12 protein-coding genes and 1 pseudogene are annotated in these 21,175 nt (G+C 61.4%); 6 read left to right on the top strand and 7 right to left on the bottom strand.

The window, feature by feature from the left end:
* Positions 1 to 15 precede the first annotated feature (15 nt).
* Positions 16 to 753 carry an AfsR/SARP family transcriptional regulator gene (locus ARTB_RS08320; protein ID WP_243178763.1) on the top strand — a complete coding sequence of 246 codons (738 nt, stop codon included), beginning with the start codon at positions 16 to 18 and terminating at the stop codon, positions 751 to 753.
* Here ARTB_RS08320 and ARTB_RS08315 read toward each other — a convergent pair.
* Positions 750 to 995 (bottom strand): hypothetical protein, encoded by a 246-nt coding sequence (locus ARTB_RS08315; protein WP_243178761.1) that lies wholly within the window; start codon positions 993 to 995, stop codon positions 750 to 752. The two genes, ARTB_RS08320 and ARTB_RS08315, sit on opposite strands and share 4 nt — an antisense overlap.
* Positions 996 to 2,242: 1,247 nt before the next feature.
* On the opposite strand from ARTB_RS08315, the gene ARTB_RS08310 reads away from it, so the two are divergent.
* Positions 2,243 to 2,890, top strand: coding sequence for an AfsR/SARP family transcriptional regulator (locus ARTB_RS08310; RefSeq protein WP_243178759.1), 648 nt, complete (start codon positions 2,243 to 2,245; stop codon positions 2,888 to 2,890).
* 915 nt (positions 2,891 to 3,805) lie between these two features.
* Here the strand turns inward: ARTB_RS08310 and ARTB_RS08305 are convergent.
* Positions 3,806 to 4,591, bottom strand: a complete 786-nt coding sequence (locus ARTB_RS08305) for an isocitrate lyase/PEP mutase family protein (protein ID WP_243178749.1) — start codon at positions 4,589 to 4,591, stop codon at positions 3,806 to 3,808.
* 1,149 nt (positions 4,592 to 5,740) lie between these two features.
* Here ARTB_RS08305 and ARTB_RS08300 point away from each other — a divergent pair.
* Entirely contained in the window at positions 5,741 to 6,316 is a 576-nt protein-coding gene (locus ARTB_RS08300; RefSeq protein ID WP_308197230.1) for a flavodoxin domain-containing protein, read from the top strand.
* 503 nt (positions 6,317 to 6,819) lie between these two features.
* Here the strand turns inward: ARTB_RS08300 and ARTB_RS08295 are convergent.
* Both ARTB_RS08295 and ARTB_RS08290 read right to left on the bottom strand, forming a co-directional pair.
* Positions 6,820 to 7,968, bottom strand: coding sequence for a serine hydrolase domain-containing protein (locus ARTB_RS08295; protein WP_243178732.1), 1,149 nt, complete (start codon positions 7,966 to 7,968; stop codon positions 6,820 to 6,822).
* Positions 7,969 to 9,319: 1,351 nt separating this feature from the next.
* Entirely contained in the window at positions 9,320 to 9,610 is a 291-nt protein-coding gene (locus ARTB_RS08290) for a hypothetical protein (RefSeq protein WP_243178729.1), read from the bottom strand.
* Between the two features lie 1,758 nt (positions 9,611 to 11,368).
* Between ARTB_RS08290 and ARTB_RS08285 the strand changes: the two genes are divergently transcribed.
* Positions 11,369 to 12,448, top strand: coding sequence for a TRAP transporter substrate-binding protein (locus ARTB_RS08285; protein ID WP_243178727.1), 1,080 nt, complete (start codon positions 11,369 to 11,371; stop codon positions 12,446 to 12,448).
* A gap of 553 nt (positions 12,449 to 13,001) precedes the next feature.
* Here ARTB_RS08285 and ARTB_RS08280 read toward each other — a convergent pair.
* Complete coding sequence (locus tag ARTB_RS08280; RefSeq protein ID WP_243178725.1) at positions 13,002 to 13,580, bottom strand: GNAT family N-acetyltransferase; 579 nt, start codon at positions 13,578 to 13,580, stop codon at positions 13,002 to 13,004.
* A 1,271-nt stretch (positions 13,581 to 14,851) separates the two neighbouring features.
* On the opposite strand from ARTB_RS08280, the gene ARTB_RS08275 reads away from it, so the two are divergent.
* Complete coding sequence (locus tag ARTB_RS08275) at positions 14,852 to 19,099, top strand: NACHT domain-containing protein (RefSeq protein WP_243178723.1); 4,248 nt, start codon at positions 14,852 to 14,854, stop codon at positions 19,097 to 19,099.
* A 260-nt stretch (positions 19,100 to 19,359) separates the two neighbouring features.
* On the opposite strand, the gene ARTB_RS08270 is transcribed toward ARTB_RS08275, so the two are convergent.
* Together ARTB_RS08270 and ARTB_RS08265 are read right to left on the bottom strand one after the other, a co-directional pair.
* Entirely contained in the window at positions 19,360 to 20,112 is a 753-nt protein-coding gene (locus ARTB_RS08270; protein ID WP_243178721.1) for a hypothetical protein, read from the bottom strand.
* Between the two features lie 379 nt (positions 20,113 to 20,491).
* Positions 20,492 to 20,641 (bottom strand): annotated as a pseudogene (locus tag ARTB_RS08265) (IS110 family transposase); the annotation flags it as partial.
* Between the two features lie 60 nt (positions 20,642 to 20,701).
* On the opposite strand from ARTB_RS08265, the gene ARTB_RS08260 reads away from it, so the two are divergent.
* Positions 20,702 to 21,154, top strand: a complete 453-nt coding sequence (locus tag ARTB_RS08260) for a hypothetical protein (RefSeq protein WP_243178712.1) — start codon at positions 20,702 to 20,704, stop codon at positions 21,152 to 21,154.
* Positions 21,155 to 21,175 lie beyond the last annotated feature (21 nt).

Genomic DNA, 21,175 nt, shown 5'->3' with positions numbered 1-21,175 from the left:
TTTTTGGGGGTACCCATGGGCAATGACGATTATGGTTTTCGGTTGACCCTGCTTCAATCGTGGCAACTTCGCCGGGGGACCGACGTCGTGCAGGTGGCGGCGCGGCAACAACGGCTCATTACTGTGCTGGCCATCAACGGCCCCCGCCCCCGAGGTTTTCTCGTCGGTCTGTTGTGGCCTGAGTGTCAAGAGTCCAGGGCCCTCGAAAGCCTGCGTGTCAGTGTGCATCTCATTTCGCGGCAGGTCCCGGGCCTTCTGCTCAATGGCGGGAACATGCTGTCCCTCAGCCAACTGGTCGACGTCGACCTCCACCGGGTCCGGGAACAGATCCTGGAGTTGAGCCGTAGTGGGCTCAAAGGAAACGTGGCCTCATATCTGTACCAGTTGCGGGACGCTGAATTGCTCCCGGGGTGGTACGACGACTGGGTGCTCTTCGAACAGAGCAGGTTGCGGCAGGACCGGCTCCACGCATTCCAGATCATTGCTCGCGAGTCGCTGGCGTGCTGTGACTATGAATCTGCCCTGGAGGCCTCGGAGGCGGCACTGGAGCTTGAACCGCTCTATGAAACCGCAGTTGGACTTCTCATTCGGGCGGAACGGGAGCGGGGCAACAATGCTGCCGCGCTTCGGGCCTTCGAAAAGTACCAAAGGAAGCTGAAGGAGGACATGGGGCTTGCACCGTCGGGGGCCATTCAGCGCCTTGTCTCAGAAATTTCGGGACAGCCAGGCCGCAATCAAACGGGAGATATCTAGACCTTGCCGGGAGGAACAGGTTGGGCAAACAGCCACTGGCGTACAACGCTTAGGACCTCGTCCCTATCGGCAGTGGAGACAGTGGTGGGCTCATCGTCCGGGGCTTGGCTATGGATGATCCGTGCGCGAAAGCCGGGCGTCTGGTCGGGCTCGTGCCACGTGCGGATGACTAGCGTGCCCATGCCTGGCATCGCCGGGTCTGATTCGACGGATATTCCTGACAGACGATCATCGTTGGTCATGGCATTTCACCTTACTCTCCATCAGCGACCAACCACATGATGGAAGATCGCGGACTTTCCACCGCCGAGTCCCTCGTTTATCAGCCGCTAGCAGCTGCGGGCGATTCGGCCATGGAAGGCACCTGAGCACCGGAAGTCCCCGGCTGCTTTGATCCTGCTGGACAGAATTCAGGAATCAATCGCACGTTTGTTCAAGATTTGATCAAGTTTGCCTAGTGAGAGACGCGGCGCCACCAAATTCTTTGTAAGGGCAGTCTTCGCACTGAGTGTCGGGCGGGCATCCTTGAAGCAATAGGGGTGTGTACATTGTGCACATTTTGGGCTTCGGACCGGGTCGTACTGGGGCCGGACCGGGCCGGATTCCGTATGTTTCCGGGGGAGTCCAGCGTTTGCGGGGGAGGGAATGCAGTTCGAGTCCCACCTCGGGCACAGCATTCCCCCTCGTCAGAGGGGTTTTTGCTTTAAGGTGTGTACATTCACCTGGATGGGTCCCTCTGACGCTGGTTGCGGCTGGTGCCTGGTTGCCCCGGTGGCCTATTCGCTTGTGTGGGTGGCGGGATCAGGTGCCTCGGCTGTAGGCCCTCCACCTGCTGGGATCTGGGGTCATTCGGGGCTCCTCTCTGGCTTGTTCTTATGGCCGTGGTTGGTCTTGTACCTATTCATGCCTGGGGGTTGTGGGGGTGACATGACCTGAGGGAGATTTCTTCCAAATTTTCGCCTCGACTAGCTGTCTCTTGGGGAGAGAGCCAGGTGGGCGTTTGTCCGGTCAAAGGGAGTGCGTACAGTGTCCGCACCGGGGTGTGTGTCCTAGCGATAACGCGTTACTCACGCGTTACCCTCCGCCCGGTTCGTACCGCCGCCCCTGCAGGCAGCAGATGAGGACGGACTTCTCGAAACATCTGACACGAATTTGCGGTGACCATGCCCGGGGGGACCAGGGGAGATCCGGTATTTGAGATTGTCAAGCCTGTCTAGAGAAACGTCACCACTAGGGACTTTTGATCCGGATTCTAGGGCACTTTTTGATGGCGACAGTGTTGTGCATGTGCTGTCAGGGTGCCCAGTTCACGCCATTTCGCTTCACAAAACCGGCACATGCGGCGGGCCATTGACATGCCCAGCCGAAATGCGGATGCTCGTGGCTAGAACTGTTCCAGCTCGCAGTCACGCTGGATTTGGGGGTACCAATGGGAAGCGGCGACTTTTGCCATTTTCAGCTGAGCCTTTTCCAATCGTGGAGACTCTGCATGGACTCGTGCACTATGCATGTTGCGATGCGCCAACAGCGGCTCATCACCGCCTTGGCTATCCACGGTCCCCGCCCTCGAAGCTACCTGGTAGGGCTCCTGTGGCCGGAGAGTCGCGAGAGCCGGGCCATGGAGAGCCTGCGGGTGAGCATGCACCTGGTCTCACGACAGGTCCCGGGCCTGCTGGTCAACGGGGGCGCCGAACTGTCCCTCAGCGATCTGGTGGATGTCGACTTGCACCGGGTCCGGTCCTGCGTTCGGGAGCTAAGCCAGACCGGGCTCAACGGCAACGCCGCATCGTCCCTGAACCTGCTTCGCGATGCCGAGCTGCTCCCGGGCTGGTACGACGATTGGGTGCTCTTTGAACAGAGCAGATTGCGGCAGGACCGGCTCCACGCGTTCCACATCATTGCCCGCGAGTCGCTGGCGCGCTGCGACTTTGAGGTTGCCTCGGAAGCGTCGGAGGCAGCACTGGAACTTGAACCGCTCTATGAAAGTGCGGTCGGGCTGCTCATCCGGGCTCAAAGGCATCAGGGCAACAATGCTGCCGCCCTTCGGGCCTTCGAAACATATCGAGCGAAGCTGCACGAGGACATGGGCCTTGCGCCGTCGGAGGACATTCGGCGGCTCGTCGCTGACGTTTTGTAGGCGCAGGGCTTGGCGAGGCGGAATCGGGCAAGTTTCTAATCGTCTGGCAGGTTGTCTAGCCAACGGTTCACCGCTGCGACCACTTCCGCCCGGTCGCGAGCATAACTAATTGTGTGTTCGTCACCGTTTGGCGATCCCGCAATGATCCGGGCACGGAAGGGTTCGGGACTTTCCGTGTCCCTCCAGACTCGAATTACCAAGGTTGCCTGGAAAAGCCGGCCACCGTTCGGGCTGCCATTCTCGCCCTCGGAGCCCCCCGACTTTACGTTGTCTTCCACAATCAGCTCCTCTCGATCCGGCCATAGAGTGGCTCCTTTGATCTGGCTCACCAACGCTGGCAGCTTGGTCTCGCGCAGTCTCTCAGACCAATCTCAAGTTTTTCTGGTAGTAGCTTGGATTTTGGTATCCCATGACGCCAGCTTTCCATAGCCCTTACGGCGGACTGTGCCCAAAGTGCGATATTGAGCATCAGCTAAACCAATTTGCGGAAGCACCGGTGCCACCGAATCACAGCAGGATCAGACCGTTCCGTCGGACCGATGTGGATGTGAGCTGCCGTCCTGGCCTCTTCTGAGTGGCCGCTCGTCATAATCACGGCTATCGGTAGCACACAACCCCAACGTATGGGTTCAACTCTTGGAGCTCAAGCCGGGCCATCGGTGCTCCAGGACAAATGTGCAGGCCCGCACCGTGAACCAGGTCATCTTCCGGGTCTCTGTCCTTCACCTCGGGCTCACGCACGCACCCGCAGGCACCATTCGCCCTCCCGGGTCAGCGCATTGCGGCTGGCCACGAACGGGTAATTGCGGCGCAGGATTTCATCCGTTGCTGCCAGGATCACGTCCCTGACCGTGGGATTACTGACCTCCGTGGCATCTGCGGCCGCAGGAAGTAGCGGGGTGGCACTGACAGCGGTTAGTGCGTGAGGGGCTGGCTGAATGACAAGAGACGCGATTGCATTTCCCAGTACGGAGTGGCGGCCGGCGCCTGCTTGCCGTCGCGCAGGGCGGTGACCACGTTTACCGCGGCGTCAATTGCTGCGCGGTACGGGAGGGAGCCGGAACTCACCCGCCGCACCCCCAGATCACCCAGCTCGGCAACGGTCAGCGAGGGATGGACCAACACGTTGACCGGCAGCCCGATGCCGGCGGTGACGATCTGGATGTCCTCCGGCGCCACGAGTCCGGGGACAAAGATCCCATCTGCCCCGGCGTCGGCGTAGAGACCCGCCCGGAGGAGGACGGCATCCACAGTGGCCTGCTCGCCGAACCATATGTTGTCCACCCGGGCGTTGATGAACACAGCCGGGCTACGCCGCTTGACGGCGGCAACCTTGTCGGCGAAGGCTGCTGGATCGATCAGGTGCCCGGCGGTGCTGTCCTCCAGGTTGACCCCGGCCACGCCTAGGGCAGCCAGTTGGGCCACTAGTTCCGCGACCTCGGCGGGGTCATCGGAGTAGCCGTCCTCGATGTCCGCCGTGACGTGTACAGGCAGGCGGCACAGCTGCGCCACCAGTGCGGTGGTTACGGCTTTGCTGGACCGGCCTCCGTCCGGCAGACCGGCACTTGCCGCAATGCCAAAACTGGTGGTGCCGACGGCGGGGAATCCCGCTGTCGCAAATGCCAACGCGGATCCGACGTCCCACGCATTGGGCAGCGGGAGTGGTGCCGTAGTGTGGTGGAGTTCCCGAAAAGTGGCCATTCTCATTCCCATCCCCTGCCAACCGAATAGGTGAATCCCTGCTCAGTCTACAAATGCCGCGGAGCGGTGCAACGAATCATCTTTCCCGGACCTATTCGTAATTGAGGCGGAACGGGCCGCGTTCCTGCAGGATGGGAACGTCCTGATCGACGAAGGCATCGATACCGGTCGTGGTAACTGTCGATGGCTAGGGAGAATCCGCCGCAGGCACCTTTCGCAGAGGCGTGGCCGGATTCCCGACTTTGGCTTGTGGAAGAGGGAACAGGCCTCATTCCGTCTCGTCCAGATTGTGGCAACGCCAAGATTTCTGTGCGGCCTGCTTCACGATATTTGGGGCGGGACACTCATCCTCTCGTGGGCGGCGTCGGCGCCTAAACCAGCCCGTTGGTTTCTGGAGGCCCAAACTAAGTTCAGCATCGTTGACTGGCCGTTTCGCTGGTTCCTACGCAGCGCTTTGGGTTGCCTGGGATGTGGCAAAAGAAAGTGTGTACAAAGTACACACTTTCGGCTTCGGGCTGGTTGTACCGGGGCCGGATCGGGCCGGATTCCGCATGTTTCCGCAGGTTCCCAGTGTTTGCAAGGGTGGGAATGCAGTTCGAGTCCCACCTCGGGCACAGCATTCCCCCTCGTCAGAGGGGGTTTTTGCTTTGACGTGTGTACATTGACCCTGGTTGGGTCCCTCTGACGTTTGTTGCGGCTGGTGCCTGACGCCGCGGTGGCCTATGGAGTTATGTGGGTGGCGGGTTCAGAGTCCTGACTGGTGGGCTCTCCGCCTGCTGGGATGTGGGTTCATCCGGGTCTCCTTTCTGGGGTGGCCTGGTGGCCGTGGTCGGTCCTGTACCTATTCATGTCGTGGGGTTGTGGTGATGACATGACCTGCGCCAAACTTCCTGAAGTTTCGTCTGCTCGTATGGCTGCGCCCGGCTGGCGCGGGGGAGGGGATGGTGTGTTTTTGCCCGGCCAAAGGTGGCGTGCACAATGTACACACCCGTGTACGTGTGATGCCGTGGCTCATCGGTGACCCCTCTCGTTGCCTATTTCTACCGACACAGGTTCATGCAGCCTCGAGGTCTGGGTGAGATGACGCACACCGATGTAAGTCTCCAAACAGACCTGTGCGGCTTGCGGTGACCTCCAACCAAAGGACCTATGGCACGTCCGCGGCGGCACAGGTGCCGTGAGGCTGGAGAAAGGAAAACTGGAGGCTCCATGACTGTTCTTGTTGCCTATGCAAGCGCTTTTGGGTCCACCCGGGAGATAGCTCAACATGTAGCATCCCGTATGGCGGTGGCACGCGGCGAGGTCGAGTGCCGGTCCGAGGCTGTTGTGGTCGGCAGCGCCATCCACAACCAGGCCTGGTTGCCACCGGCTTTGCCGTTCTTCAACGGCCATGCCCGAGAGCTGGCCATACGGCCCGTCTGGGCATTCAGCGTAGGGATGGCTGACGCGCTGCCAAGGCCTTTTCGCAAGCGCGGGGCGGCCCTGCAACAGGAGCGTCTAGCCAGAGTCCTGGTCAAGGAGGTTCCGCTTCGCGGCCACGAGATCTTTTCCGGTGTCTACAAGGCCGGCCAGATGCCGGCACCGCTCCGGATGTTGTTCCGGCTCGTCGGGGGCCGTTTCGGAGACTTCCGGGACTGGGCGGCGGACGACGGCTGGACGGACCAGATTACGGACCAACTCACAAGACCTGCTTCGTCCCCATCTACGGGCATCATCACGGGATAATACGATCCAGACCGTTCAGCTACCGGCCAGGCCCTCTGGCCGGGTGGACGTGCTTTAAGGAGCCGAACCACCGCCAATCGATGCTGTGAATGAAGCCGGCGGCGATTTACCAGCCGGGGGGCCGGCACTGTTCACGAGGTGAGGTGCTGCGGGAGTTTCGCTGGCGGCGACAAGGGTGCGGGCATAAAATTGCGTTGGCTGGGTAGGGATCGCGGTTTGCGTGGATCGTGTCTCAGATCGGAGAGGGTCATGCTCAGGACCCTGTTGTGCAGGTTGAACATGCGCCATGATTGGCACCTGGAGTTCACCGAGGATGGCGGCCGCTACAAGCGCTGCAGGCGTTGTTGTAAGGACGATGACCGTGGCGGTGGCGGGACCGGCGCGAGTGGCGTTTGGGCTGGCATTGCCGGGATGGGATAAGCCCGGGTGCAGGGCGGGCTTCGGCCAGGGTCGCGGCGTTCACAACGGAGGGAGCTCCACGCAGGCCTGGCTCCCTAATCTGTTCACTGGCCGCAGAGGCGGTCGAGGGTTTCCTGGGCGGCCTGTTCCATCTGCGTCTGGAGCAGGTCGGCGCGGCGTGCAGTTGCAGGGTCCTGCCAAGGCAGCGGGGCGTGCGCCATGGTCATCGTGATCTGGTTGCCGCCGTCGGCGCTCGTGATGGAAATACTCATATAGCCGAATGCGTACCCTGCATGGCCGTAGCGGAAGCCGCCGGAACATGCGTCAGGAAACCGCGCTAGACCGAGTCCGTATTCCCAGAATTCGGTCTTCTTCTTCATTTCCTCGAGCATGGCGGGGGAAAGAAGCTGGCCGCGGAGGAGGGCCCGGTAGAAGGTGTTTATGTCCTGCGTGGTGGAGATGACGCCGCCTGCGGGGGAGCCGACAAAAATCTCGGGCTGGGTGACATCGACCCGTTCGCCGCCATCAATGATGTAGGCGTGGATGTTGTCCGGAGCCCCGCGGTCCGGTTCGGCCAGCGACGTGTGCTGAAGTCCCAGAGGTCCGAAGATGTCCTGGTTAAGCACGTCGGCGACGGGCCGTCCGCGCAGCTTTTCGATCAGCTGGCCGAGGGCCAGGTAATTGGAGTTCGAGTAAGAAAAGCGGCCCACATTCTTGGCCTCCCAGGGGAGCATGGCGGCCAGTTCGAGTCCTCGCTGCATGCTGAGCCGTGTGTTCGCAACCTGCTTCAGTGGTCCCGCCGTGTATTCGGAATCTACGTAATCGGGCATGCCGGAGTTGTGGTTCAGCAACTGGCGGACGGTGATCGGTCCGGGCGGCCGCAGCGTGGTCCGGAAGCTCTCCAGGACGCCGTTGACCGGGTCATCGAGCCCGATAAGTCCCTGGTCGACGAGTTTCAGGACGGAGACGGCGACCATCGACTTCGTAATGCTGGCAACGGATACCCGGTCCTGGGGCCGGGCCGGCTCCTTGCTGTCCAGGTTTCGCACCCCGTAGGCCTTGGACCATTCGCCGCCGGGCCATCTCACCTGCACAACAAGGGACGTCGCCCCGCCATCCATGAAGTGCTGGACCCTGCCTTCCAGAGAATCCGTCGCTGCCTGGACCCTGCGTTCCAGGGAATCCGTCGCTGCCTGGGTCGCGAAGACGCTCGACGGCGCCGGCCCGGGAGGGGCCCCCACGCAGCCGCTCACAGCGAGAACCAAAGCCGCGGAGAAAACTGCGGCACCGAGCGGACAAAAACGCGTCCGCCACCAAGCAGCCAGGGCACCCATGACATCGTTGTACGCTCAAACCTGTCCAGTGGATAGGCCGGGCCCGTAAAGTCCCTCCGCACAGCCCGCCGACTAGTGGAAAGAGCAATCTCCTCCCGCCTGGAGCGGCAGGGGAGTCTCGACGCCCGATGACCACGAAACTCAGCACCCAGCGCCGATCGCCGCTAAGGGTTCCACAAAAGGAACGGCGAATCGCCCATTCCAAGCTGTGATTTAACGGCCACTCCCAACGAACAGTTACAGACTTTGGCACAGGCGTTTGAGCTGTTACTTTGATGCGCGCCTGGGTCTCGATAAAGCGTCCCGCTTCGGTGTGGCGGGAGAGTGGCTGATGGGGCCCGAGGCGGCGTTCGTTGGTTGTCGCCGTGGGTTGCCAGCTGCCGCGGTAGCAGGTTGGCTCCGTCCGGGCGAGCTCACCCGTGCGGGAGACAGGGCGGTAGATGGTCTGGCGGGTGATCCGAGTTCGGTGCAGAGTTCGCTGACTTTGGTTTCGGGTTTGCCCATTGACGCCATCGCGAGGAGGAGCTTGGATGGGGTCATCTTGTTGGGGCGGCCGCCGCGGGCCCGCGCGGAGGCCGGTCCTGTGATGGTTCGTTCTGAGATGAGTTCGCGTTCGAACTCGGCCACGCCCCGCGAAGATCCCGAAGACCAGCTTCCCGGAAGCGGTCGTGGTGTCGATGGCTGCTCCCTGGCCGGTGAGGACTTTCAGTCCGCGGCTCCCTGCCGTCATAACGGCCATCGCCCGCCCGGATGAGCGCCTCGCCGTCGATCACGCACCCGGGCGGGACGTGCTCCGCAAGGGCAGCAGCCAGGTCAGGGCGCCACAGGGTCAGGTCTTTGCCCTGACAGGGCACAGCGTCACGCCCGTCTCCGCGACCACTGCAGATACCCGAAAGCCGTCCCACTTGGGCTCGTACCAGGAGCCGCCGGGAAGCACGTCCGGGCCGGGACTCGGTTCACGGGTTTGGCCATGCTCAGGGAAGGCGCGCGAAGGTCAGCAGGCCGGAGCTCTGACATGGCGGGCGGGGGAGATCAGTAGGGGCTCGAGAAGACCGGGGCCTGGGCGGCGCCCCGAGTGTCAGTGTCGCGTACCGCTGTCGCCGTCACGGTGTCGGGGTCCGAGAAGACCACACGATGGGTTTGAGCGGTCGCGGTTTCGTCTGTCGCGTGAAAGGCCGGCGCTTCGGTGGTCGTCGTCATAGCCATCATTTGTACGGCATGACCGGCCGAAGGTGCCAGTCGACGCGCCTGTCCGCGTGCCGCTGAGCTTCTACGTCCGCGGCATGAGGGTGAAGAACGACTTCGGATCGTCGGAGCCGAGAAGGTCGCGGTGGAAGGAGATGGCATCGACCGGGAAGGAGTTCACGAACAGGACGGCCACTGACGCGGAATGCACGACGGTGTACCGGGTCACTGACTCGAGCCATGACATCAGTCCTGTGTAGTCCTCAACGAGGAGTCCATCGCCCAGGAGGCCGCGTTTCGCGAGTAACTCCTCGACTGCGTGCCACTCCCAATCCATGAGCTCATTGATCGCTGCTTCCACTGTTGGAGTGCTCATATCTCGATGGTGGCACCGGCTATCGACAATCAGAGGAACTTGCGCCGCGCGTGTCGTCATGCCGGCCGATCCATGCCTCAGCCCTGCTGCCTTTTGGTCCTTCGGCGGTCTTCCCGGGACGACCCGACGGGCCACTGGTGAGACCACATTGACTGCTGGGATGTCGTCCACACCGGCATCGTGCCGGCGGATTGCCCGCCTGTGGGATTCGATGCGGATCTCGGTGACCTTGGGGGACACGGGGAAAATCGCACTTTCGCTGCGCTGCGCAGTTCCTGGTTCTCCAGTTCGAGCTCCTTGAGCCACGCACACGCTGGGCGTCAATCCGCCTTCAGCACTCGGCAGCATGGGCCTTCGAACCGCCGGTCCGCGAGTAGCGCACGTTGCTGCGCTACGGGACCGCGCTCTCCCCGCAACAGGGAAATGACCCTAGACGTTCATCGCACCGAATCAGCCGGACACCGCAACACGGCAGGCCGGCGCAGATTGAAGTACACCAGCTATCATCAGCCACGAAAAGAGCTTGCGCTATACACAGCAACTCTCGAGACTTCATACCAGGCAGCTTCGGGCGGGACCGATAATCGAAGTCGAGGTAACCATGGATATGAAACCGGAAGTCGGCGAACCCGATGGGGGACTGTGGCAAGCCGAGTCACTGGAAGGCTTGGTGCGGCGGCTGCTGCCGGCAGCAGGACAACGTCCGAACCGGCCCTGGGTTGTAGCGGTAGATGGAAGGAGCGGGGCGGGCAAGACCACCCTGGTCGATCGTCTACTAGCTCGAGTGCCGGACTCAGATGTCGTTCACACGGACGATGTAGCGTGGCATCTCTCGTTTTTTGACTGGGCCGATGAACTCCGTGACGGTGTCCTCGAACCTCTGCTCCAAGGCGAGGCAGTCCATTACCGTCCGCCGGGTTGGGTGGCCCGAGAACGTCCAGGTGCCATAGCTCTACCCGCCGGGCGTTCCGTGGTGTGGGTGGAAGGGAGCGGATCATCACGCCAAGCTCTCTCCGACCTAGTCGACGCTTCAATCTGGGTGCAGTGCGACAACTTTGAAGCCCGACGTCGCCTCCTGGAACGAGATGGCCAGGAAGAAGAAGACCTGCACAGGGAGTGGGAAGAACAAGAAATTCCCTTCCTACTTGAAGACCGGCCGTGGGAGCGCGCTACAGTGATCGTGGCCGGAAGGCCGGCCCTAGAGTACGATCCGAATACCCAAGTAGTAACCGCTCAGCCGGCACCACCATGCGAGGAGATCACCTAACCCACGGATTTGCCATCTCCGCCCGCCACTGTGGGTGGCGGGGTCAGGCGCCTTTACTGTAGGTCCTCCGCGTGCTGGGATGTGGGGTCATTCGAGCCTCCTTTCTGGCCTGTCCCAGTGGCCTTGGTTGGTCTTGCGCCTCTTCCTGCCGTGGGGCTGGTGTTGGCATGACCCGCGGGGGTTTGGTGAAGATTTTTCCCCGGATTCCTTGTGTACTGGGACCTGGGGCGAGGCTGGTGGCGCATTGTCTGGCCATACGTGATGTGTAGATAGTCCACACCGTTAAACGGGCCCCGAACTGTCCTCGGTTGGGCCAGCACAGCGGAAGATTCGCTGCGCAACAGGACGGCGGTCCGGCGTTGCCGTCCGCTGTTGCTTCGCTGCGGCGTTGGGCGTAGCTTGCGGACACGCACGTTTCCAGCTGCGCTGCGTCACCAGTCTCCCGTCCCAACGTCTGCATCACTGATTCATCGTCCGGAAGGCGCGTGGTTATGAAAAATCCGTTCAACTTCATGACTTCTGTAGGGTTCGGATTAGCAGCACTTCTGACCACAGCGGGATGCAGCGCAACGACGGCCAGCCCGCCGCCGGCGGCAGAACAGACCAAGACCCTGCGGATAGCGACCGATGATGAGCCCGGCCGCCCGGCCGCCGCTCAGATTGAGGAATTCGCCCGCAACGTGAAGGAACACTCCGGGGGCAAGGTCCTGATCGAACCGGTGTGGAAGGCCGTGGGTGAGGACAAGGACGACCCGGATCAAGCAGTGGCGCGCGCAGTGGTGAGCGGCGATTTCGATATGGGGCTGGTTCCGGCCCGGGCCTGGGACACCGAAGGGGTGAGTTCCTTTGCGGCACTTCATGCGCCATTCCTCGTGACATCCAATGCACTGATGGCGAAGGTGTCGGACCCGGCAGTCGCGGACGAAATGCTTGCAGGGCTGGACAAGGTCGGTGTGTCCGGTCTTGCCCTGTTCCCAGAAGGCACGCGAATGCTCTTCTCCTTCTTCGGACCCGTACTGACGCCGGCTGATCTTGCAGGAAAAACAGTACGGGCTCCCCGGTCCGATACGACCTACGATCTGCTGAGCACGATGGGTGCCACTCCGGACGATCTGGTCGGCGAACAGTTCTATGACGGTATGGCCGCGGGAACGGTGGTGGCGGCGGAATCGTCGTTCGCGTTGGCCGGGTCGCTCCCGAAGGCCACGACCGCGACCGGCAACATGGTCCTCTACTCCAAGTTGAACTCCCTGGTCATCAACACGAGGTCGTTTCAAGCCTTGAGCGAGGGTCAGCGGGGGGCCCTGAAAGACGCGGCGGCAGCCACCCGCACGTGGGCCGTGGAAACAATGACCGAGACGGCGGACGATGCGGCGAAATTCTGCAAGGACGGCGGAACCGTGGTCGTAGCAACGGCGGCCGAGGTTGCCGCCTTCAAAGCTGCCGGTGCCCCTGTCTACACGAAACTCGAGGCGGACCCGGATACCAAAGCCCGCATAGCCAAGATAAAGGATCTGGCCGCGGCCGAACCTGCGCCCCGATCCATTGCCCCGTGCAGCGCCGGCGGCTAGCGGCGGCCACTTGGTCCGGAGTCGAAGGGTCTGGATTCTTGGACGTCGAGAGATAGGTTCCGGTCACTTACTGACCCCTGGCCGGACACAACAAGATCGCCCCGCAAGCCAAATTTCGACGTGTTCGCGTCTCGTGCAGCGTACGAACGACCGCGGTTGCACGAAGGCACGAAGGCCGGCCAAGCGACCGCGTAAGCCAGGGCAGACTCGGCGGCCGCCCGCCGGCCATGACCCCCATGAACGCTCGAGACGGCCCGAGGTCCCCGGAGACGCGCAAGGATGAGATCCGGGTCGGGCAAACTCTCGAGGTTCAGGAGTCCCCATCCTCTTCCGCAGCGCCGTCCCTTCGGTTCCATGCGGCGAAAAGAGCTGGCCGGCCCCAAAAGACGGTCGATTCAACCTGGGCGATGGGAAGGGGGAGGGTGCTTTCGGTCTCAGTCCGGCCCTCGCCGCTGTGATGTTCGCGCTGGCACGGCTTCGGTTGTATCCCCTTAGAGTCGTTCGCGGACCTCGCTGCGGTGTCTTTACGTCCGGTCGACTGATACCGGTGGGGTCACTGGGGATGAAGGCGGGAATCGTCGGTCTCCCATTCATCTCGGGTGATCGCGTACTCGACGTCGCCGTGTTCGTCGCCCGGAACGGACACCGGCCAGTCGGCGACGAAGGCCCGCACGAGGCGCATCCCGGATTTCTCCATCACCCTTCGGGAGGCCGTGTTGACTGCCATGGTCGAGGCTACAACCCGTTGCACCCCGAACTCGGTGAACCCCTTGGCGATCAGCGCCCGCGATCCCTCCGTCGCGTGCCCCTTTCCCCAGGCCGCGTGGCGCAACCGGTAGCCCAGTTCCGGCTGATCTTGTGGATCGTCGGGGCCTGGCCGGAAGTGGAACCAGCCGAGGAATTCCCCGGTCGTCTTCTCGATCGCGGCCCAGAACCCGTAGCCGGGAAAGCGCTGGTAGTAGTCGAGGAATGCCGGGAGGAAGTCGCCTTCTATCTCGTCCCGGGGGGTGGGGATACCGCCAGTGATGTACCGCATCACGCGCGGATCGCTGTCCAGTTCCACGAGTATCTCCCCATCGTCGGGGGTGAACTGCCGGAGCAGAAGTCGTTCAGTCTCCAGGAAGGTGAGCATGCAGACATTCTCGCACCGGGGGGGAAACCCGTCACACCGATCGGGGAGGACTGATTATCATCGCTGGACGAGCGTACTGGCCATTGGGATTGGTCCCAGGCATATGTGGCCCTTTGGTTGGGGGCGCCGAAGTGGGCAAAAGGAGGGTGTGCACAATGTGCACACCCTGGGCTTCGGACCGGGTCGTATGTGGGTCGGACCGGGCCGGATTCCGTATGTTTCCGCGGGAGTCCAGTGTTTGCGGGGGAGGGAATGCAGTTCGAGTCCCACCTTGGGCACGCAAACCCCCTCGTCAGAGGGGGTTTTTGCTTTAACGTGTGTACAAAGCTGGCGGTGGCGTCCTCTGACGCTAGGTTCGCGGGCTTTGGCGTGGCCGCCGCGGGGGCCTATTCAGGTGTGTGGGTAACGGGTTCAGTGCCCTGGCTGGTGGGCCCTCCGCCGGCTATGTGCTGGATTTATGGGGTTCCTCGTTCCGGTTCTATCGGGTTGGTCGTGGATGCTCTTACACCTGTTCATGGTTCCTGGTGACGGGAACGACATGACGAACATAGGCTTTAGGGCGGAACATCCTGAAAGGCCCTTCGGGACTTCCGGGGAGCTGCCGGCGCTCCGTTTGTCCTGCCAAAGGGGCTGTTGACACTGTCAACACTTATGTCCGACTTATTAGCGGCAGGCACCGTGTGTGTTCGTCGGGAGCAGGCGTCGTCCTGATAGCGGACCCGGGGCGTGTCGTTTGCATCGGCTTCCGCAGACACGGGATGCACAATTTTCCGGGCTAAGGCGGCGTACCCGGCAAAGGGCTCGGCGGATGCCCCCAAAATCAACGTCCCAGAAACCGGATCTCCAGGGGGCGCAGTTCCACAGCTACTGACGCCAGGCCGTTAACGCGCGAACGGGCGCATCCGTCGGAAAGGCGGCAGGTCGCGACTGGCGATGTGGAGAGCTCAGTTGCGATAGCGAAGGCGACGATGTCGGGCGGCAGCTCATAATGAAACCGCACTGCCGCGCCGCTCTTTACACGGATCTTGGCCTGAACCTCCGCAGTTCTCAGTGGCCGCCGCATATGAAATCAACTGGAGGAGGCAATGGTGGCTTGAATGTGTGACGGCTGCTGCAAAGCTGTTCTGTACAGCCCTCGATCGCGTCCTCGATGCGGAGGCAATCCCTCGACACGGTATCGACGCAAAACGGCCGGCCCGGTGTTCGGAGTCCGTCGCCACTTATTCTTGGGAGGCACCTGGAAACACTGGGTACAGAGAGGACTTTGGGGGATGGGGCTCCTACCCAACATCAACTTCCGCGACATCCGGTCATGGGGCACTCCGCCATCTCAAGCGGGAGGCTTTGAGGAACTCGTCTCGCAGCTAATGCGTGAGGGCCTGATCGGCTTTCCGACGGGGACGCGATTTGAGCGCTTTGGCAACCCGGACGGCGGTCGGGAAGGCCGAGGCCTCCTGCCCAACGGCGAGATATGGGCATGGCAGACCAAGTTCTTCTTCCAACTCGATTCCGCGGAGTTCGCGGCCATTGGGGAATCTATCAAGCGCGCGCTCGATCGGGAGCCGACCCTCACGAAGTATCTTGTCGTCTTGCCATACGATCGGCCGTCAGGCGACACCGCCCGGTCGAAGAGCGCGCACACTAAGTGGAATGACCACGTGGAGAAGTGGACGGCTGCGGCGGCCGCCCTTGGTCGCAAAGTCTTGTTTGAATATGCTGGAGAGTCGGAACTCCACCACTTTTTGAGCCGGCCCGACCAGGTCGGACGTCTGCGGTATTGGTTTGATCTTGAAGGCTTCTCTCTGTACGACTTTGAACGCATCGCATCCCAATGCGTGTCATCTGCCGGCCCCCGTTACACACCTGAACTCAACGTTGTGCTGCCGCTGTCTGAAGCGTTCGAAGGCCTGGGCCGCACGGTAGGCCTTCAGTCCCTGATCCGCGACCAGCTCGCGGCCCTCCGCAAGTCCCGCCGCTACGGTTTCACAATTCCTGACGAACACCGGGACGAGTTCAGCGACGCCACTACAGCTGCGGACGCCGCCTTGGACCACATGGATGGACTGCTGGAGACTGCTCGAGATGTTGCGCTCAACCCTCAAATCAACCTGCCCGATGTCAGCGCCGCTCTTCAGACCGCAAAGTCGCATCTGCGGACGGTGGCCCGGTTGCTGTCAGAGCATGCCGAACGCGACGGCTTTTACTATGACAAGGCCGCGAGTCTTCACTCGCGAGTCAGGGAAATAGGGTCAACGCTGCATGGGATAGAACGATTCGGCCGGAGTCGCGGGTGGCATCATTCCTCGAACTCAACTTTGTTGATCGAGGGTACAGGAGGTTCAGGTAAGACCCATCTCTTGTGCGATCTGGCGAGCCAGAGAACGCGGCAGGGCCTGCCCACGCTGATTGCTTTGGGCGAGCACTTTCAATCAGGGTCCATCGAGGCGGAGCTTGGACGCATTGTTGGGTTCAACGGGCCGGCTAGCCAGCTCCTCGCGACATTCAGCGTCGCATGTGAAGCTCTTGGGGAAGTCGGGTTCATAATCATCGATGCGCTCAATGAGGCAGAAGACCGCCGGATCTGGACGCGGCACCTGGCCAGCTTCCTTGACCGGGCCAGGGCTTTCCCCAACTTGAGGGTCGTATTGTCCTGCCGCACCGAGTTCCTGGCTGACACCATCCCCGAGCATGTGCTCGAAAAACTTGCAAGCGAGGTGCATCGGGGATTCACTGAAGTCGCTGACGCCGCCGTCCTAGAGTTCCTTGGCTGGTACGACATTGAAGTGCCATCGTTCCCGCTGTTGGATCTCGAGTTCACCAACCCCCTTTTCCTCAAGTTGCTATGCACCGCCCTGCAAAGGAGCGGTGCCAGAAGTTTCCCTCGAACTGGCCCCGGGCTGAGCTGGACTTACGACATCCTGCTGGAGTCGGTTAATCGCACCCTGAGTAGTCCGGACCGCTGCGACTACGATGCCGAGGACGCGCTCGTCCAGGCGGCCGTCAAGAATTTTGCCCTCGCAATGCGAGAGCAGGGACGGTTCCTCCCGAGGGCAACCGCCAGCAAAATCATTCAGTCCTTCCTGCCAGACCGCAGCTGGAGCGGCAGCCTGCTGCGCGGCTTACTGCACGAGGGAATCTTCACCGAGTCGCAATCGAGTGATGGGGCAGCGATCAGGTTTGCCTACGAACGACTGGGCGACGCTGCGATAGCGCGCCTGATTTGCAGTTCCGACTCCGTGGAAACCATTGAACGGTGCCAAGAAATGGCATCACGGTGGTACTCGCACGCTGGGGTGCTGGATGCGCTGGCGACAATCCTGCCCGAGGTACACGGTGTTGAGCTAGTGGACGCCGTGGTGGATCCTGCAAACCGCTTGCAATACGAGCTGTACACAGGGTTTCTGCAGAGCCTCGCGTGGAGGTCGCGGTCTGCTGTTAACGAGCGCACCCGGGAAATTGTTCTTTCACTGTGGAACAGTGATGACTATTCGCACGAAACCATGACCGCTGTGCTCCAAGTGGCGACGATTCCGGACCATGCCACCAATGCCCTATGGCTTCACGACGTGCTATACGATTACGGTCTTCCGGATCGGGATGCGACGTGGACTCAGTACTGCAACGCGGAGCCGGGGGAGCGTGCGCCCCTGCAGAAGCTGATCTCCTGGGCATGGTCGCCGGCTGCCAAATCAGCCGACGACGACTCGAGGCTCCTCACGGCCCACGTTCTGGCGTGGGCCTTGGCTTCCAGCCATCGCCCGACCCGGGACAATGCCACGAAAGCGCTCATTTCGGTGCTGGAAGCGGCGCCAGCCCTTTTCGGTACCGTCCTCAACGACTTCCACGACGTCAATGACCCATACGTTGAGGAAAGACTGTTCGCCGTGGCATGTGGTCTAAGCCTGAGGACTCGGGATACAGCGGCTGTCTTCCTGCTCGCTGAGGCAGTGTTCGACTACACCGTCGGGCGGGGCTATTGGCCTGTGCATGTATTCTCGCGAGACTACGCCCGGCGTGTCTTGGACAGGGCTCTGGACTTGGGCTGGGAGTGTCCCCACGGTACTCTCCGCGACGTGGTTTCACCGCCCTACGAGTCCATGTGGCCGGCAACCGTGCGATCGGCGGAAGAAATCGGAGCAATGACGGGCCCCCCGGATTACCCGTACTCCACCATTGGCGTGATGTCGAACTTCGACGACTTCCGTAAGTACGTCATCGACACGTCGCTGAGAGATGTAAATCTTCCCGCGGAGGTGGATAACGACCTTATTTCCCGGCTTATTTTTGACCGGGTGCTTGACCTTGGTTGGACCCCGGAACGTTTCGGACGAGTTGACAAGGCCGTCTCATGGCACCCTTCGTCTGACAACAGGACCGAAAGGATCGGAAAGAAGTACCAATGGATCGCGTACTTCGAAACATTGGGACTGATTCTCGACCGTTATCCGCTGGACGCCCGATCGAACGATGACAAGCGAACGGAGTATCAGCGTCCGCTTGATGTGCGGGCGCCCGACATCGACCCGAGCGTTCTTCTCAAAGCCCCAGAAAGCAGATCATTCAGGGATAGCGAGAAGTCCTGGTTCGCGCCGGTTTCGCCTGAGTTTCCGTCATCCCTTGACCCGGAGTGGCCAGTAGACGACGCGTCCATGCCAAACATTGAGACCCTAATGATGGTGACAAGTCCCAAGGACGGCGCCAAATGGATGCTGTTGGAGGGAAACTTTGGGTGGATCCAGCCACTGCTACCGGAGGAGGCCGCGCTCGAACCATCCCGGCATCAGATTTGGATTCAGGTGGATTCGTACCTGGTCGACGCCGAGAAGCTGCCCGAGCTGTTGGACTGGGCCGCCGACCTCGATTCCCAAGCGGATGTGCCGAAGAGCAGTGATCCATACGGCCTTTTCTTGGCGGATCACCCCTACGCATCGGCGTGGCCTGAAGCATCCACTCTCGACGAGTGGGATCGTCGGGGGGTTCCAGTCCCAATCGAGATCACCACCACTAATTACAGTGGCACCAGCGGGGAGTGGGACCAGTCAGAGAGCCGCCATCTGTCCGGAATAATCCCCTCGACGGCCTTTTGCAGGCTACTTGACGTCGAGCAGCTAGAGGAGTTCCGGTGGGGGACTGAGGCGGAGGGCGTCATCATTGAAAATTTCTCCGTCCGCAACGAGGGCCCAAACACAGCGCACATGGAGATCTCCAGTGTGGTTCCGGTGCTTCAGCAACACTCCAAAGCGCTATTTTGGATCGTCAGAGCGGCCAAGGAGACGGTCGAACGCGACTACAGCCTGCCCCGCGATGGAAGGCCAGTTCGGCGCACCTATCTTGGATTCTACTCATTGGACGGATCCACCTTCATGTCCCACCCAGGACGCGCCGAAACACAACACAATGGGGGTGGGAGCGTCTCGTTCGAGCGTGCCTGGCCCGAGAAGAGCGTCGTTATCGACGCCCCTTCCGGGAGGCTAACCATGCCCTGGCAACGAGGACCGTGGAGAGTCAGGTGCGACTGAGCAGTCCACAGTGGATTCACGGTCCGGCGGAGCTAACGGAGTCCGCCAGAGTTGGCGCATAGGATCTGGAAAATGCCACCTCGAAGGGTCTAATTCATGTCACTGAGCGAGACGCGTGCTAATACCAGCGGCGCAATTACTGTGGCCGAGTGGGCCAAGGCTCTGGGCGTGATGCCAAGGTCTGCGACGTCAATCCGGAGTGTCATGCCCTCATAGGTTCGGATCAGACGCGGGCCGTCACCAGCGGCTAGGACGGATTCTCAGCCGCGGCCCGGTCCGGCCTTTCCTTCCACGACCTCGTCGGGATCGATAACGTCTTCTTCGATAATGACAACACCGAGGTCGGCTACGGCAGAGTCGGGGCGCTTGAAGGCACGGCGGCTGGCACGGATAACCCACCATGCGAAGGCGGTGTTGGTTGCCAGACCAATTCCGGCACCTACCCCGCGTTCGGCCACCTCGTCGATCACGATGACGCCTGATTGGCCCGACTTGACGATGAAGTCGGGGCCCATGACATTGTTGATTGGCTTGTACGCGGCCTCGGGGATTTTGGCCACAACCTTCCCTGCCCAGTGCGGCGCTGTTCGTGAGGCCAGGGCCTGGATGGCCTTGTCGGTGCCCTTCGCGAGGAGGACGGACCGAACAAGTTCCTCACGGTACCTCAGTTCTGAGTGGGGTGAACTATTGGCTTCAGCGACGGCGAGGACAAAGAAGACGGCTGCCTCCAGAGTTTCCGTGCCGGTCGAATCGGCCCCTATTGTGTTCCGGGGCGTGCCTGCGGCGCCCGATTCTCGACCGATCTGACGCGCGTCTTTCCAGAACTTGGTTTCAAGTTTCCTGACAAGGTCAGCCTGGGAGTGGCCGGGATGTTCCTGTCGCAGCCAATTCACATATTCGATTGCGTCGTCAGCCTGCGTCTTCAGGGCGAGCTCAACTGTCCGCCTCGTAAATGGCTCGATGGTGCCCTTGGGCTTGGCTGCGGGTCGCCGTCCGCTGCGTCGCTGCGTCAATCCGCTCTCCTTAATGCCCCAGCGCTCTCTGGACATCACTCAATGATTTCTATTAGGGAACCCAGAGTCTACTCGTCGACAGATGAAAGAACCCCCCGCCGGCTGATAGTCGTCTCCGGACGTGCGACTGTCCGTGGCGGGAGATCCTCATCGCTGCACCTGACCTCGTCCAGCGGAGCGTCCAACACGGTCGCCTTCCCACAAGTCCTGCTGAAGGTCCGCAGATATTCGGAAACGCGGGGGAGGGAAGTCCCATAGCAGCCACGATGGGACTTCACGTCACCGATTGCGGGCTATCGGAGTCGCCGTGGCACGGTAGTTGGCCAATTGCTCACACAATTGGCCAACGGCGGCTGGGATCGACCTCGTTACGAAGGCGCAGGACACTAAGACGATGCGCCTGGTCCAGGCGCGGGCCAAGGACACGCTCCAGTGCCGGGTGGATCTGGGTCAGCAGGCCTCGGATCCGGTTCGACGTCGCGGTGGCCTGTTTGGCCAGGTCGTCGTCGAAGCCGCAGAGCATGGTCAGAGTCGTTCTACGTCGCTTATCCACCTCGACAAGCCACTCCTGATCATCGGAGACGAGACAGTGCCTATCGAGGTCAAACAGGACGAATCAGTCAAGCGCGGTGAGTCGAAGAAAGACCTGACGTTAGAAGGTTTTGTACGTCTGAAAGGCGGTCGCGGGTTCGCCAATGCCGAGCTCATCATGCTCCCGGTCACGCCAGCTGTTCTGTTGGCATACGGTCCTCGGGGTCGCCCCAACTTTTCCAGCGAGGTCCAGCTCACCGGGGCGGAAGCACATTCATTCGCAGAGGAACTCAACCGGCTCATGACCAGCTCGGCGATCGACTGGGTCGCGGCCCGTCCCGGTCACCCATCATTGGATTCAATGAACATGCTTCCGCCGCAGCCACTGCTCACCGTGCATGATTACGGATCGACGGCCTCAGCGCGGGTGAACTCCATTCCCGCGCGACGTCCAATCCGGCGGCTACGGCATGAAGACATCCTTGAAGTTGCAGAGTCCGAACAGGCGTAGCTAGTGACTGGAACGCTTTCA

It is taken from the genome of Arthrobacter humicola (assembly GCF_022803015.1).
Taxonomy (GTDB): domain Bacteria; phylum Actinomycetota; class Actinomycetes; order Actinomycetales; family Micrococcaceae; genus Arthrobacter; species Arthrobacter humicola_A.
Note: the sequence above shows the minus strand (reverse complement) of the source record. Positions and strands in the feature narration are given on the sequence as shown.

Bases quoted from the DNA above. Each gene is read 5' to 3' on its own strand.
- ARTB_RS08320 (WP_243178763.1), top strand. From the start codon at position 16: ATGGGCAATGACGATTATGGTTTTCGGTTGACCCTGCTTCAATCGTGG.
- ARTB_RS08290 (WP_243178729.1), bottom strand. From the start codon at position 9,610: ATGAGCACTCCAACAGTGGAAGCAGCGATCAATGAGCTCATGGATTGG.
- ARTB_RS08285 (WP_243178727.1), top strand. From the start codon at position 11,369: ATGAAAAATCCGTTCAACTTCATGACTTCTGTAGGGTTCGGATTAGCA.
- ARTB_RS08275 (WP_243178723.1), top strand. From the start codon at position 14,852: ATGGGGCTCCTACCCAACATCAACTTCCGCGACATCCGGTCATGGGGC.
- ARTB_RS08305 (WP_243178749.1), bottom strand. From the start codon at position 4,591: ATGGCCACTTTTCGGGAACTCCACCACACTACGGCACCACTCCCGCTG.
- ARTB_RS08300 (WP_308197230.1), top strand. From the start codon at position 5,741: ATGGCACGTCCGCGGCGGCACAGGTGCCGTGAGGCTGGAGAAAGGAAA.
- ARTB_RS08315 (WP_243178761.1), bottom strand. From the start codon at position 995: ATGACCAACGATGATCGTCTGTCAGGAATATCCGTCGAATCAGACCCG.
- ARTB_RS08280 (WP_243178725.1), bottom strand. From the start codon at position 13,580: ATGCTCACCTTCCTGGAGACTGAACGACTTCTGCTCCGGCAGTTCACC.
- ARTB_RS08310 (WP_243178759.1), top strand. From the start codon at position 2,243: ATGGACTCGTGCACTATGCATGTTGCGATGCGCCAACAGCGGCTCATC.